Source organism: Microcoleus sp. AT3-A2, from assembly GCF_036705685.1.
GTDB lineage: Bacteria > Cyanobacteriota > Cyanobacteriia > Cyanobacteriales > Microcoleaceae > Microcoleus.
The window spans coordinates 13201-29714 of sequence record NZ_JAUBVF010000007.1; the positions used below are offsets into that span (position 1 = coordinate 13201).

At 46.1% G+C, this 16514-nt stretch carries 5 protein-coding genes; 1 reads left to right on the top strand and 4 read right to left on the bottom strand.

Annotated elements, in window-relative coordinates:
* Window positions 1-143 precede the first annotated feature (143 nt).
* Window positions 144-1184 (top strand): tetratricopeptide repeat protein, encoded by a 1041-nt coding sequence (locus QUB37_RS06380; RefSeq protein ID WP_333160199.1) that lies wholly within the window; start codon window positions 144-146, stop codon window positions 1182-1184.
* 287 nt (window positions 1185-1471) lie between these two features.
* Here QUB37_RS06380 and QUB37_RS06385 read toward each other — a convergent pair whose 3' ends face one another.
* The 4 genes from QUB37_RS06385 to QUB37_RS06400 all read right to left on the bottom strand — a co-directional run bounded on the left by QUB37_RS06385 (window position 1472) and on the right by QUB37_RS06400 (window position 16499).
* Window positions 1472-2827 carry an aminotransferase class III-fold pyridoxal phosphate-dependent enzyme gene (locus tag QUB37_RS06385; protein ID WP_333160201.1) on the bottom strand — a complete coding sequence of 452 codons (1356 nt, stop codon included), beginning with the start codon at window positions 2825-2827 and terminating at the stop codon, window positions 1472-1474.
* 59 nt (window positions 2828-2886) lie between these two features.
* Window positions 2887-7227: an amino acid adenylation domain-containing protein gene (locus tag QUB37_RS06390; protein ID WP_333160203.1), complete on the bottom strand. Its 4341-nt coding sequence runs from the start codon at window positions 7225-7227 to the stop codon at window positions 2887-2889.
* A 186-nt stretch (window positions 7228-7413) separates the two neighbouring features.
* Window positions 7414-13263: an amino acid adenylation domain-containing protein gene (locus QUB37_RS06395; RefSeq protein WP_333160204.1), complete on the bottom strand. Its 5850-nt coding sequence runs from the start codon at window positions 13261-13263 to the stop codon at window positions 7414-7416.
* Window positions 13260-16499 carry an amino acid adenylation domain-containing protein gene (locus tag QUB37_RS06400; RefSeq protein ID WP_333160206.1) on the bottom strand — a complete coding sequence of 1080 codons (3240 nt, stop codon included), beginning with the start codon at window positions 16497-16499 and terminating at the stop codon, window positions 13260-13262. The genes QUB37_RS06395 and QUB37_RS06400 overlap by 4 nt, the downstream gene beginning before the upstream one ends.
* Window positions 16500-16514 lie beyond the last annotated feature (15 nt).

Genomic DNA, 16514 nt, shown 5'->3' on the forward strand with positions numbered 1-16514 from the left:
CTGTTTCCGGTAGATAGCCTACAATGAATTTAAGGGTAATCTAATAACGGGTGGCAAAAAAATAGAACTTTAACAGTTGTTCAACTCAAAACTGACAGCAAAGGAATCAACCCCCAGAATCAAGCAATCCTGAAAGTTGACCTATGAACCTCAAACAATTTTACAAGCGCGGTTTGCACAGCGCCAAGAAAGGAAACTATGAAGCGGCACTTGAGGACTTCGATCAGATACTGCAACTCAATCCCGCCGATGCCAAAGCCTATAACAATCGCGGCTTGGTTTACTATTACATGAAAGACTACCAAAAAGCGATCGCCGACCTCAGCCAAGCCCTAGATATCAATCCTAATTTGTTCGAGGCTTACTTGAATAGAGGCAATGCTTGGCGTCATCTCGGAGAACACGAAAAAGCCATTGAAGATCTCAACTGCGCTTTAGCAAATAAGCCTAACAGCCACGCTATCTACAACAACCGGGGACTTGTACTTGCTAATTTAGGAAATTACGAAGAAGCAATAGAAGACTACAATCGAGCTCTATCTATCAATTCCCACAATTATAAAACCTATTACAACCGGGGGCGCGCTTACTACCTTTTGGGAGAAAAAGAGGCAGCAACGGAAAACTTTAACGAAACGCTGCGGTTGAATCCTAAATATATCAAAGCTTACATAAATCGAGGTCTCTGTTACCACCAACTAGGAGACAATACGCAGGCGATGGCCGATTACAACATTGCACTCGCCATCGATCCACAAAATGTTTATGCCTATTATAACAGAGGTTGCGTTCGCTATAAATTAAAACAAATGCAGCTTGCAATTGAAGACTTTGACCAAGCAGTAAAACTAGAGCCGAACTATGTTAAAGCTTATCTCAACCGGGGTTTAGCGCTGTATAAACTTGGAGATGTTGCGGCAGCAAATAAGGATTTTTATCACGTAATGTGCATTAATGCTGAAGCTTATGTATACTACCAAGCCCAGCGGTGTACGCCTGATATTAATTCGTACTTCAAAGAAGCGCCGCAGATGGAACTTAATAATGCTGTAGAATACTACAACACAACATTAAATACGATGTCAACTTCCTTAAGTTCCGCAGCATTAAACGCGGTCTGGAATCAAGAAGATTTGGAGAACAGAGACTCGATTATCTGTGAAGGTGAATTTATTAATGATTGATTTAGCCAGTAGTTAGTAGCCATTAGTCCTTAGACTTATTGCATAAATCTTTGAGCGTGGAAAGCGCAGTTGCAAGGCACAGACATTTAAATCCACATTCCGCAACCCCCAACGGGCTGCGTACATGGATTGAGTAGATAAAAGTGAATCATTAGAGACAATGGTAAGTAGAAATATTCAATAATTTCTGTCCCTAATGAGCACCGAGTTCTCCATTCCTGAAAATTGAGGTTCGGAGGTGAGTTAAATCTGAGTCCGTTAAAAATGCGCGAGATCAAAAACCAAGTTTATTGCTGAATCGGGAAAAAGCCTCCTTCGCGCATTTCTTGAATGCTCTCTTTAACCGCCTGAATGATGCGATCTGTGTCTTCATTAGTGTGAGCGGTGGAGAGAAAGCAGCTACGACCTTCGGATATGAAAATACGCTTTTCGAGTAAGTGAAAAAGTAGCGGATCTATCTCAACGGATGCAGCAGCGCGAAATTGCGAGCCGAAATTTACAAGCCAGACAGAGACTTCATTCTCTTTGAAATAAGTATTCAGGGTTTCAACTAGCTGCGAAGTTCGCTGATTCAACTGCTGCTGAAGGGCTGGGCCTTGATTTTTAAGATAGCGCAGTACAGAACGCGCAGCGGCCAGAGCAAGTGGGTGCTTGCAAAAAGTGCCAGCAAAAATTGTGGTTTTTATCTGGGGGTAGGAATCATCGCCGTAGTTCCACAAACCGCCGTCAATTTTATCCATATAAGCAGCTTTTCCAGCGATAATTCCAATGGGCATACCGCCCCCGACAATTTTGCCATAAGTTGCAATATCTGCCTCAATGCCAAACCACGCCTGCGCCCCGCCTTGATGAATTCGGAAACCACTAACCATTTCATCAAAAATCAGCGCAATTTCTGATTCTTTTGTTAATTGCCTGAGTTGCTGGAGAAATTCTTTGGGTTGCAAATCGAGACGGCGGCTTTGCACCGGCTCCACGAGAACCGCCGCTAATTCGTGCTGGTGAGCTTTGATAATTTCCAGGGCATGAGGGCTTCCGTAATCCAAAACTAAAACATCTTCAATAAAATTAGCAAGAATTCCTGGCGCTTTTGGAATGGTGCATAAATCGCCATTTATCTTTTTTACAACGGCGAGAGTTCCGTCAAAATGACCGTGATAAGAACCAGAAAACAAAGCAATTTTATTGCGTTTAGTTGCCGCTCTAGCTAATCGTAAAGCTGCCATCACTGCTTCGGTGCCGGTATTAGAAAAAGCGACGCGCTCCATCCCCGTCAGTTCGCAGATTAATTCCGCAACTTCTCCGGCAAGGTCTGCTTGTGGGCCAATTTGTACGCCGCGATCGAGTTGCTCTAATAGGGCTTCTTTAATAAAGGGCGGATTATGACCGAAAAGATTGATGCCAAATCCCATTGTGATATCGATGTACTCGTTGCCATCAACATCCCACATTTTAGAGCCAAGCGAGCGATCGGCGACAATGGGATAAAACATCTCCTTGACGGGAAAGCGAAACCCATCAGAAGCCCGATTGTCAGCGAGAACCGGACGGTATTTTTGCGCGAAATTCTTAGAGGTTTTTGTGCGATCGGTGTAGCGCTCTATCAGCGCTTTCATGTGTCTTTGCTGCAATTGTTCGTTCATTTTGAATTTTCCAGAGATTGAGTCAGGTAGGAGCGCAATGCTTTGCGCTCTTACAAGTTTTAATTGCGACTACCTATCAGGCCACAATTTGCGAGATAAGAAAAATAAGTCCGAAACAAACTCGCATCGGCTTGTGGGCAGATAATATCAGTTCCAGAAAGTCCCTTCAACGCATTCTGGCAATCGAATTGCAGCGTGGCAGATTTAGCCATTTCTGATTCCGAAACTTTTTCGGAGAAAAGACCGACTAGCGGGTACAAAGCATGATCGGGAGAATTTCCAGCGCGATTGATTATTTCTGCTTGCCAAGCCTCAGACGAAACTCGTTTGATTTGATAACCCATTGAGCAAATCCAGCCCAGCAATTCACTCATCTGAAAGGACTGAGTGTTGACTAAATGAAAAGTCTTTCCGAGCAATTCTTTTTGGCTCGAAAGATGAACGATCGCTCGGCTCACATAGTCAACAGGCGCTACATTCATCAGCTTATCGTCATCGGGCGCACATCCAAGTTGCACGCAACCAGCGATTAACCTGTATAGTAAATCGCTGGGATTGCAAGCCCCTGTTTTGCTATCCCCAGAAATGCGACCTGGCCTGTAAATGCTAACAGGAATGCCGCGACCGCGCGCGATTTCTACTAACTTTTCTGCCACCCACTTAGTCTGAGTGTAAGCGCCTTTTAGACCCTCTCCCGGAGTCAGTTCATCCTCCTCTCGCACGAGCTTAATCCCAGATTCTCCAATTGCCGAGAAAACGGAAATCGTAGAAATTAAATGGACTGGTTTTAGCTTACTTTGACTCGCCAATCTCAGAACTTCCTGCGTCCCCAAAACGTTAGGGGGTTTGAGAACCGAGTAGGGATAAGTAAACTTGACAAACGCGCCATTGTGGTAAATGACATCAATTTTACTGGCTAAAACTCCGAACTGCTCCTCGGAAAGCCCCAAAAGTGGTTGAGACAAATCTCCAGCAATTGGGATAATGCGATCGCTGCTGCTTTCATCCCAAATTAAATAGGATTCGAGGCTGCTTTGAATCCGCTTTTTAGCTGATTCTGAATCGGCAGAACGGACTAGGCAATAAATTTCTGCTTGAGTTTGTTGCAAGAGGTCGCGGAGTAAAAAGGCTCCCAAAAAGCCCGTCGCCCCTGTTAAGAGAATGCAAGCCGGTTCAGTTTTTGGCTCGCTCAATGGAGTTGCAGGGCGAATTGCCGGATCTAAAACAACTTCAGCGTTAATATCGAAACTTGCAGTGCGATCGCCCGCTGTGTTGCCCCCTTGTTGGATTTCGATTTTTTCAGCTAAACCAGCTACAGTAGGAGCTTCAAACAAAACGCGCAAAGGCAATTCCACCTGAAAAGATTCTCGCACTTTGGCTAACAACTGAGTAATCAGTAATGAGTGTCCCCCCAAGTCAAAGAAATTGTCGTGAATTCCTACCTTTTGAAGGTTGAGAAGCTGGCTCCAAATTTCGGCAAGAATCTCCTCACCGGGAGTGCGAGGGCCTACAAACGTATCTGTAAAATTGGCTGCTATGGACGGTGCAGGAAGCGCTTGACGGTCTATTTTGCCATTGGGAGTCAGTGGCAGCGCTTTCAGAACCACAAAAGCAGAAGGTATCATGTATTCGGGCAGCTTTTCTTTGAGGAATGAACGCAGGCTTTCAATCAGTTGTGAGTCCTGAATGCTGGGTTTTGATTGAGAAACAATATAGGCGACTAAACGCTGATTTCCCGGTTCATTTTCTTGAAGTAAAACGGCTGCCTCGCGTACAGAGGGATGATGAGACAGCCCCGCCTCAATTTCCCCTAATTCAATGCGGAAACCTCGCAGCTTTACTTGGCGATCGACGCGATCGATAAATTCTATATTTCCGTCTGGCAAATAGCGAGCTAAGTCGCCAGTTTTGTAAAGTCGAGTTTCCGGTTCCTGAGTCAATGACTTGCAAATAAATTTTTCTGCAGTGAGTTCTGGTTGGTTTAGATAGCCGCGAGCCAATCCCGCCCCAGCAATATATAATTCACCGGCTACCCCTACAGGAACTGGCTGCAAGTGCGAATCGAGCAAATAAATCTGCGTGTTGGGTAGCGGGCGACCTAAAGGAACTGTCTGGGAAATTCGATCGCCCTGCATTTTTACCTGATAAGTCAGCACGCCTACAGTTGTTTCTGTCGGCCCGTAATGGTTGAAGATCGAGCAGTCTGGATTGTATTTCTGAATTGTTTCAATTAAATTCCACATCAAAGGCTCACCGCCGAGAATTAATCGCTTTTTCGGTAAAATTTGCGAGGCGTTATCAGCGCTCAACAAAGCTTTTAAGTGAGAGGGAACAATTTTCAGACAATCGATAGAATGTTGCTGAAAATAAGCCGCAATTGCTTGAGGATCTGTTGCGCGTTCTTGAGAGATGATGTGCAGGCATCCACCCGAACACAACGCCGGAAAAATAACGGTGTTTCCCAAGTCGGCGGCGAAGGTAGAAACGGTAGCATAATTTGCACCTGATGGCAGGTTTAATTTTTCCTGAATTCCGTGCAGGTAATTGAGCAGTTGTCGGTGTTCAATGGCGACTCCTTTGGGGGTGCCGGTGGAACCGGAGGTATAGATAATGTAAGCTAAATTTTCACCAGAAGCAGAGACGAAATTAGTAGGGGAAAAAGAGGGAATGTCTGTATCTAAGCAGACGATATATGCCTTCGTTTCAGGCAAATTTTTGATGAGATGCTGTTGGGTTAACAGCACTGGAGTCTGAGCATTTTGCAGCATCAATGCTAGGCGCTCTTTGGGCATGGCTGGGTCGAGCGGTAGGTACGCGCCGCCTGCTTTGAGAATGCCTAGAATTCCAGCGATCGCCTCTAAAGAGCGATCGACGCAAAGGCCGACAATCACCTCTGGCTTGACACCTAATTGCTGCAAGTAATGGGCGATTTGGTTAGCGCGGGCGTTGAGTTCGCTGTAGGTAATTTGCTGATTTTCACAAACAGCAGCTATACGGTTGGGCGATCGCTCTGCTTGTTCTTCAAATAGCTGGTGCACGCACTTATCGAGCTGGTAATCTGCTTTTGTGCTGTTGAATTCTACCAATAATTGATTTCGGGCGCGATCGCTCAGCATTTCGAGCTTGCCGATCGCGGTTTGTGGGTTGCTGGCTGCACTTTGCACCAAGGCGTAAAATTGCTCTGCCAAGCACCGGATACTGTTGTCTGCAAGGAAGATAGGATCGTAGTGAAACTCAGCCGCGAGCGAGTCATTTTGGCGGTGGCAAGAGAGTTTAACTTTGAAGCGATCGCAGCACGCATACTGCTTGTAAATCGAAAAAAATACGCCACTAGCCGAATGCTTTTCGAGTTGTTCCTCAAACTCGAAACCAAATGGAAAGCCGGAAGAGTTGCCTAGATATTCGTGGGAGAAATATTCTTGATACTTGTATGCTTCGCGTTCTTCCTGCTGAATTTGCTGCAAGCTTTCCGCGAAGGAAAAGTTTTCTGTTAGTTGGCTCGACAGCGGTAAAAATTTGGCAAACAGCCCAAGCGCTGGCTCTAGTTCTTCATATTTTCGACCGTCGAATGCCACGCCAACAGCGATGTCTGATTGGTCAATCAGCCGCCAGAGCAAAATTTTCCAGCAAGCGAGCAAGAATGTAGAAAGTGAGGTGTTGTACTGGCGGGCGAGATATTCCACTTTTCCCAGCAAAGCCGACTCTAATTTGACCTCAAAAGATTGGGGAGTAAATTGAGCTGGCGCGTTAATTAATCTATTTTCAAACGGCAACCTTAAACTCGCTAGCGCTGAAAAATTATGCCCAGTCCAGTATTCTTTGCCCTCCGCCGCTTCCTCATCTTCGAGCAATTCATTTTGCCATTCGGAAAATTGAATGTATTGCACAACTTCATCGGTAATTTCTTGACCGTGAAGGCAGGCGGCATAGCACCGGCTGATTTCTTGAACCAGATTTTTTAGTGTGCAACTATCGGCGCACAGTGCGGGCAAACTAACCAGTAAAATATGCCTCTCAGATGAAAGTGTAATTAAAGACAAGTGCCAAATAGGATTGAGATCGAAGTTGAAGAAAGCGCTCTTTTCTTGCTGGAAAATCTGTTCAATTTTGGCTTCTTGCTCCTGGGGATTTACTTCATTTAAGTTAACCGAATTCCACGAAACCGAGCTATGTTCGGAGATAACTTGTATGGGAATTTTTAGCCCTGCCTTTCGCTGAAAGCTTGTGCGGATAATTTCGTGGCGATCGCTAACTTTTTCTAAAGCTTTCTTTAGGTGATCAGTTTGAAGACTTCCCTCGATCAAAATAGCGGATTGAATGCGATAAGCAGGGCTGTCTTGCTGCAACAGCCACAGATATTTTTGCTGGGGTGAAAGCCGAAATCCATTAATTGTTTGCATTGTTCCTCTTTATCAAAGCACTACTTTATTCTCGTTACCTTTGTCTGGAAGAGATGATATCAAATCCGTTAGCATCGGAATAGTAAATTCGAGTTCACTGTTGACTGTTGAATGTTGAGGCCGTGAACAGTCAACCGTCAACCGTCAACATCATTTCGGTGTAACCGGAAATGATATGAGAGGGAATTAAATTCCTGATTCAGGAATCATTTCGCCCATCGCTACAACAATTTTTCGCGAACCGATAAATGGATTGCGACTGTGAGCGGCAAGCATATTATCTAGCATTAAGATGTCTCCTGCTTGCCAGGGAAAACTAACAGCAGCTTGCGCGTACACTGCCTGAATTTCTTCCATTACCGAGTCTTCAATAGGAGTGCCGTCACCGTAATAAACATTGCGGGGGAGGTTCTCTTCTCCAAAAACAGAGAGCAAGGAAGCGCGGGTTGCCGCATCTAAGCAGGAAATGTGGTGCAAGGGAAGTTGATTGAAAAATACCATCTCTTTGGTTTTTGGGTGCTTGGTAATTGCGGGGCGAATTTTGCGAGTTCTCAAATTATTTCCTGCTTTCCACTCAAATTCCATCCCAGCTTGCCGGCAATATTCCTCAACTACGGATTTGTCTTCTGTTTGGAAAAAATCTTTCCAGCTTACATCGAGTCCGTCTGTGTAGTTACGAACGTACATAATTTGCTTTTGGGCAAATTTTTCTCTGAGTTTCGGGTCTAGCAACTGGTAAACTTTCCGACAATCAACGATCGGCGTTTCTCCGCCTTGTTGCGCTGGCTGAACGCAGAAAAACCAGATTTTCATCGGCCAGCGGTGCAGGTGCGAACTCTCGCTGTGAAATAAGATAGCTTTATCTGCTGGGTAAGGAGTTGAACCGTAAACTTTTCCGCTAACTCCTTCGCGTGGCAAATCCCCGTACTCCCCAAATAATTCCGAACAAATTGAGAGTGCAAACTGCTCGAATGCGGCAACCACAGGGCCGATGAAGCCTCGAAAAAGAATCCCTCCATGCTGCTGCAATTTTGCCTCTATAAATTCGCGGTTATTTTTCGCCCAGTCTGCGAGATCGACATCGGCTACTGCGGGTTTTGCCACTAAAGGAAAGAGTGCGTCGGGGTGCAGGTACTCGGTTTTTATCAATTCGCCTTGCGGCAATGCCACTGGCTTCGGCTTGACGCTTTTGAACTTACTAAAATTGCTTTTTTCACGCTTTAGTTCTTGCATGGCTTGTTTCTGCTTCTGGGCTTCTGTGAGTATTTCTAAAGTGTTTAAACGACTGTCAGGCTGCGCCACAATGCTGCTGAGGAGGGTTTCAAAGCGATTTGACATTTGAGCGATCGTTTCTCTGTCAAATAGATCGGAATTATACTTCCAACTGCCGACAATTCCTGTCTCTGTTTCCGAGACAAATAGCGCCAAATCAAATTTAGCCGTACCGCTATCAATTGCAACCGGCATTAAAGTTAAACCGGCCATTTCTAAATTCGGCATGGGCGCATTTTGCATGACGAATAAAACTTGAAATAGCGGTGTCTGACTCAGGGTGCGATCGGGACGCAGTTCTTCTACCAGTTTGTCGAAGGGCAAATCTTGGTGAGTGTAAGCTTTTAATGTCACCTCGCGGACTCGATCGAGTAGTTGGCGAAATGTAGGATTGCCGCGCATATCGGTTCGCAAGACGAGGATATTGACAAAGAAACCAATTAAAGCTTCTGTCTCAACTTGTGTGCGGTTTGCTAGGTCAGTACCGACGACAATATCTTCTTGATTTGTGTAGCGATAAAGCAGCGTTTGAAGTGCTGCCAACAAGGTCATAAATAAGGTGACATTTTGTTGCCGACTGAGTGCGTTTAGCGCTTGTGAAACTTGCCAATTAAGCTGGAATTCTTGAATCTCAGCTCGATCGCTAGAAACAGCAGAACGCGGTTGTTTTGCTGGCAATTGCAGCGGGGGCAAAATTTGACCCAACTGCTGCTTCCAGTCAGCGAGTTTTGCTTCGAGAACTTCGCCTTGCAGCCAGTTTATTTGCCAAACAGCATAGTCGGCGTACTGTACAGAAAGTTCGGGTAGGGGAGAAGGTTTGCCACTGCAGAAAGCTTCATAAAGCGCCGCCACTTCCCGCACGAGTACCCCCATCGACCAGCCATCGGCTATGATGTGGTGTACTGTCACTAACAGCAGGTATTCTGTCTCGTCAAGATGTAACAATGTGACGCGCAGTAACGGCCATTTTGTTAGGTCAAAAGGCTGTCGCGCTTCTTCAGCGGCGAGTCGCATTGCCTCGGCTTCTCGTTCAGCTTGCGATAACTCTCTTAGGTTTACGATCGCCAATGTGAATTTAAAAGATGAAATAATAACCTGAGCAGGTCGTCCTTCCACGGAATTAAAAGTTGTCCGCAATGCTTCGTGTCGCTTGATAATCTCCTGAAAAGTTTGCTCTAGAACGGCTACATTGAGCGCCCCCTTCAAGCGCACGGCTGCTGGGATATTATAGGCAGGATTCCCCGGCTGCAATTGGTCGAGAAACCACAGGCGTTGTTGTGCAAAAGAAAGGGGTAATTGTTCCTGCCTTGACGCCCGCTTGATGGGGGGTGCTTTCAGTTTTTGCTCGGCGCGATATTGCAAGAGGCTTTCGGTGACTGTTGCGACGGTAGGGGATTCAAAAAGAGAGCGCAAGGGTACTTCAACTTGAAAAGCTTCTCGCAGGCGAGAAATCGCCTGAGTAGCCAGCAATGAATGACCTCCCAATTCAAAGAAGTTATTGTGAATTCCAACGCGCTCTAAACCGAGAACTTTCGCCCAAATTTCTGCTATTAATTGCTCGTCGGGAGTTCGAGGCTCGGTAAAATTGCTCTCGAATTCCGCTGTGTTTGTGTCAGGTGCTTTTAGCGATCGCCGATCGATTTTTCCGTTAGGCGTTAAAGGCATTGCTTCCAGCAGCACAAACGCTGACGGCATCATGTACTGCGGCAGTTTTTGTTTCAGGTAAGAGCGCAAATCATTAATAAGTTCTGAGTCTTGAGTTTTGAGTTCTGAGTTAGCAACGATATAAGCTACTAAACGCTTGTCGCCCGGATTGTCCTCTCGAACCAGTGCGATCGCTTCTCGCACGGCTGGGTATTGGCTGAGTACCGCTTCAATTTCGCCTAATTCGATGCGAAATCCGCGAACTTTCACCTGGTGGTCGCTGCGCCCCATAAATTCAATGTTTCCATCTGGGAGATAGCGAGCCAAGTCCCCGGTTTTATAGAGGCGTTCTGAAAAAATAAACGAGGAAGGATGAAGGATGAATGATATCAATTCCGGTTGCACCGGAAGGATTGTTGACTGTTGACTGTTGACTGTTGACTGTTGACTGTTGACTGTTGACTCGATTTTATGATTCCGATGCAACCGGAAACGATATGAAGCATGAATTGGGTTCTCTGCAAAGGGGTTAGGAATAAACTTCTCTGCGGTCAGTTCCGGTCGGTTTAGGTAGCCTCTAGATAAGCCGGCACCGCCGATGTGCAGTTCGCCAAATACGCCAACGGGAACCGGCATTAAATAGCGGTCTAATATGAAAATTTGAGTGTTAGCAATCGGGCGACCGATGGAAACTGATTCATCTTTGCGATCGACCTGATAGAGAGTAGACCAGATAGTGGTTTCTGTAGGGCCGTATAAATTCCACACAGAAGCGCCGCGCAAAAGCAACTGATTGGCGAGGTGTCGGGGTAAAGCTTCTCCCCCGCACAGTATTTTTAATTGATTGTTTTCCTGCCATCCTGCTGCTAAAAGCATTTTCCAACTGGCTGGAGTAGCTTGCATGACTGTCGCGCCAGAATTTGTTAATGTTTCTAAAAGCTTTTCGCCGTTAGATGCCACTTCTCGGCTGGCTACAACAACGCGAGAACCTGTTGTAATAGGCAGGAACAGTTCCAGTGCTGCAATGTCAAAAGATAAGGATGTTACTGCTAGCCAAACATCTCGATCTGCGATCGCCAGTTGTTGGCGCATAGAACTCAAGAAGTTAACGGCAGAGGCGTGGGAAATTTGCACTCCTTTGGGTTTACCTGTTGAGCCTGAAGTATAGATGACATAGGCTAAATTGGAGGAATTTTGTAAACCCACGACTGGCTCGTCGCAGCTCGATATGCCTTCCCAATCTCCATCCAGAAACACGATGGAGGCGCTATTTTTGGGCATGGTTTCTAATAGCTTTTTTTGAGTGAGTAACACGGAAATTTTCGCGTCTTCCAGCATGAATGCAAGGCGCTCTGGTGGATAGGCTGGATCGAGGGGAACATAAGCGCCGCCAGCCTTGAGAATGCCGAGCAATCCCACTACCATTTCTAGGGAGCGATCGACATAAATTCCCACCAAGACTTCTGGGTTGACACCGATTTTTTGCAAGTAACTTGCGAGGTTATTTGCTTTTTCGTTCAGTTCCCGGTAAGTCAGACATTCATTTTCAAAGACGACAGCGATCGCATCCGGCGTCCGCTCTGTCTGCGCTTCAAATAAGCCGTGTACGCACTGATTTTTCGGAAGTTCCGATTTAGTATTGTTCCACTCGAACAGCAGTTGCTGCTGTTCAGGTTTCGTCAATATTGGCAAATTTGAAATGCGCTGTTCGGGATTGGCAGCTATACTTTCTAGTAAGGTTAGAAAATGTCCGGCTATCCGTCGTGCAGTGCTAGCGTCAAACAAATCTTCGCTATACTCAAGAGTTGCATTAATACCCTCTAATCCTTCCTCCAGGTCAAGCGCTAAATCAAATCTTGCCGTTTTCCGTTCTATTTCCAAACTGCTCAACGTCACTCCTGGCAATTTTATCTGCGGCGTCCGAACATTTCGCAGAGAAAACAACACCTGAAATAGCGGATTATGACTTAAATCTCGTTTGTGGTGTAGGATTTCTACCAGTTTATCGAAGGGCAAATCCTGGTGGTTATACGCGCCGAGAGCTACTTCTCGCACGCGGCCCAGTAACTCTTTAAAAGTTGGGTTGCTCGACAGATTGGTGCGGAAAACTAAGGTGTTAGCAAATAAGCCAATTACTTCCTCGATTTCGCGTCGGTTGCGGTTAGCAATGGGGGAACCCACTAAAATATCTTCTTGCCCGGTGTAGCGATAGAGCAATGTTTTAAACGCTGCCAGTAGGGTCATAAATAAAGTAGCTTTTTCCCGCTGGCTTAATAGGGTTATTTCCTCTGCTATTGCTTTGGGAATGGTGAATTTATGCACTGCACCTCGGAAGGTTTGTACTGCCGAGCGGGGGCGATCGCTTGGCAAATTTAGTACAGAGAGATTGCCTCCTAGCTGTTTTTTCCAGTAAGCAACCTGAGTCTCTAAAACTTCTCCCTGCAACCACTGGCGCTGCCAACTTGCAAAGTCTGCGTACTGTACCGACAGTTCGGGAAGGGGAGAAGGTTTGCCAGTGCAAAAGGCTTGATAAAACGTGGCGAGTTCCTGAATGAATATTCCCATTGACCAGGCATCGAAAATGATGTGGTGCGTACTCAATAGCAGCACCCAGTTTGAATCGCTCAATTGCAGCAATTTGGCACGTAATAAGGGTGCTTGTGACAAATCGAAAGCAAGCTTTGCTTCTGCGGCGATCAACCGTTCAATTTCGCGAGATCGTTCAGTTTCAGGAAGCGATCGCAAATCTATTTCTAAAATTTTCAATTCCAGATTGGAAGCGATCGCCTGAACGGGTTGCCCGTTTATTGTCTTAAAAGCCGTTCGCAAAACTTCATGACGCTTGACAAGTTCGTTGAGACTGCGATCGAGGGATCTTGCGTCGAGTGTTCCCGTCAAACGCACGCCGGCGACGATGTGATAGGTAAAGTTGCCTGGAGTTAGTTGCTCAAAAAACCACAACCGCTGCTGAGCAAACGACAGAGGAAAAGTGTTAGACTCTCGACTTTGAGGCTGAATTTTATCTAGCGAAACGCTTTCTTTTTTCTGGTTGAGCCGCTGCAACAGCAACTCGCGCTTTTGGGGAGAAAGAGCCGCGATGCGTTCGATTAAATCACTCATTTGCTGACTCCTTGTTGGGCGAGAATTTCCTGTATTTGTGCTTCTGACAGTTGATCGAGGTCTGCTAAAACTTGAGCGAGCATTTCACTGTCTGTTTGTTCGGCTTGCTTTTGCGCGATCGCTACAGCAAAATCGGCGACTGTGGCAGACTCAAATAAACGGTGCAAAGGCAACTCGACCTGAAATGCTTGGCGCACTCTGGAAATTACTTGAGTTGCTAATAGGGAATGCCCTCCTAATTCAAAAAAGTTGTCGTAAATGCCCACTTTTTCAAGTTTGAGAACTTCAGCCCAGATAGCGGCTAAAACTTCCTCGATATTTGTGCGAGGCGCGACAAAGTTTGCTGTCAACTCCGGTCGCATTTCGTCAGGTTCTGGCAGCGATCGCCGATCGATCTTTCCATTAGGAGTTAAAGGCAAACTTTTGAGCATTACAAAAGCCCAAGGCACCATGTACTCAGGCAATTTTGTCGCTAAAAAACGGCGAAGTTCGCTGCTGCTTGGTGCTGGTTTCTGCTCAGAAATCAAATAAGCCACGAGGCGCTTTTGTGACATCTCGTCTTCCCGCGCCATAACTACAGCCTGCACGATATCTGGATGCTGCCCTAACGCTGCCTCAATTTCTCCCAATTCAATGCGGAAACCCCGGATTTTTACTTGACTGTCAATTCGCCCAATAAATTCGATGTTTCCGTCTGGCAAATAGCGAGCCAAATCACCCGTTTTGTACAGTCGTGTTTTTGCTTGCGTGTCAAATGGATTGCGAATAAATTTTTCTGCGGTTAATTCAGGGCGATTAAGATATCCGCGTGCCAAATTATCACCGCCGATGTACAGTTCACCAGGTACGCCTATCGGCACCGGCTGCAAGTAAGAATCCAAGATATAAATCTGAGTGTTGGCAATCGGAAGACCGAGTGGAACTGTGTCAAAATCGCACCCTATTTTATCAAACTCGACTTGATAAGTCAGGACACCTACAGTTGTTTCTGTTGGGCCGTAGTGATTGAATACTGAGCAAGTAGGAGCAAGATTGCGAAGTGTTTCAATTAAGCTCCAATTGGCAGATTCCCCTCCTAAAATAAGCCGTTTTCCAGGCAAAATTGACTTGGGTTGAGAGGAGTTTAAAAGGGCGGCTAGATGAGAGGGAACTATTTTGAGGCAGTCGATGGGATGGCGACAGAAATATTCACCCAGTGCCTCTGGATCGGTGGCGCGTTCTTGGGAGATAATATGCAGGCAACCGCCGAAACAAAGGGCGGGGAAAATCGCTGTGTTTCCTAAGTCGGCGGCGAAGGTGGAAACGGTGGCGAAACTGGCACCAGATGGCAGGTTTAATCTTTCCTGAATAGCGTACAGGTAATTGAGCAGTTGCCGATGTTCGATCGCGACTCCCTTGGGCGTGCCAGTGGAACCGGAAGTATAGATGAGGTAAGCTAAATTGTCAGAAGAGGCGCGAGGCGTGTAAGAGACAGAATTAGTGGGAATGTCTGTATCGATGCAAACAATATTTGCTTGAGTTTTCGGCAAGCTTTCTATGAGCCGCTGTTGTACGAGCAAAACCTTCACCTGAGCGTCTTTTAGCATTAGCGCTTTGCGCTCTATTGGGGTCGTTGGATCGATGGGTAAATAGGCACCACCGGCTTTGAGTACGCCCAGCATTCCTACGATTATTTCTAATGAGCGATCGAGGCAAATGCCAACAACGACCTCTGGTTCAACTCCCAAGTTTTGCAGGTGATGGGCGAGTTGATTGGCGCGATCGTTGAGTTCTCGGTAGGTGATTTGTTCACTTTCAAAGACGACGGCAATGCTGTCTGGGTTGCGTTCTGCTTGTTCTTCAAAAAGCTGATGAACGCATTTATTTTTCGGGTAATCTTTTTGAGTTTGGTTAAAGTCAATCAGAAGTTGCAGCCGATCGCGATCGCTCAGTATGTCTACCTGACTGATAGCGACTTCGGGATTTTTGACTGTGCTTTCTAAGAGCGCCTGAAAGTGTTCTGACAAGCGCTTTATATCTGCCGCACCAAATAAATCGGAATCGTAGTGAAATTCAGCGCTTAGGGAATTGCACAGGCGAAGGCAGGAGAGCTTGAGTTTGAATGGCTCTAGGCAGGCATCTTGCCGAACAAGGGAAAATGAAACGTCTGAATTATCATAGTTCTTAGGCTCTGCTTGGAACTCAAAGCAGACGGGCCAAAAGCTGCTGCTTTTTTCGTTTTCTAGGATTTCTTCCCGGCTAAAATATTCTTGCCAGTTGTACATCTCGTTGAGATTAAGCTCAACTTGCTGCCTCGCGTGTGAGAAATTTAACTCGTCTTGCACTGGGCATCGTAGGGGTAAGTATTTGCACAGCAGCCCGAGAGAGTGTTCTAATTCTTCATATTTTCTGCCGTCAATCGCTACGCCGATTATCGGGTTTTGCTCTCTGGTAAGCCGCCAAATGAGAATTTGCCAGCAAGTCAGCAGGAAGGCAGAAATATCGCTTTTGTGCTTTGGGGCGATCGCTTCCAGGCTGTTCAACAAATCACCTCGAATTTCCACCCTTTCTACTAGCGGCTTAAATTCCGCTTCTGTATTCTTCTTTTCCCAAGGAAGCGTTAATAAATCCCAAGATTCAAGGTTCAGCTTTCGCCAGTATTCTTTGCCGATTGCCGTTTCTTCTGATTCGAGTAACTCATTTTGCCACTCAGCAATATCGGCATATTGCATTGGCTCATCGGCTGGTTCTTCTTGGCACGTATAAGCTGAGTAGGAAAGACTGAGTTCGCGGGTAAAATTTTTCATGGTGACGCTATCTGCAATTAAGGCAGAGAAGTTCGCCAGCAATAGGTGCTTGTCTTGGGCCAGAGTGACTAAAGAGATGTGCCAAAGTGGGCCGCGCTCAAAATCAAAAGGAAGCAGGTTTAGTTGCTCAAAAAGCGCTGCGATTTTAGCTTCTTGTTCTTCGGGAGACAAACCGCTGAGATTGTGTTCCGAGATAGGAACTTCACCAGTGCTGGCGATCGCTTGCAGGGGTAGTGTCATCCCAGGCAAGCAGTGAAAGCTAGTCCGCAGGATTTCGTGCCGATTTACGACATTTTGCAGCGCCTTTTTAAGAATCTCTCGATCGAGGTTTCCGGTAATTAAAATTGCACCTCGAACGCGATAAGTCTGTTGGCTTTTATTTTGCTGTAACCCCCACAGATGCCGTTGCTGTGGAGAGAGTCTAAACCCTTCGATTGTTTCGTTTTGCATTTCTAAAGTTCCTTT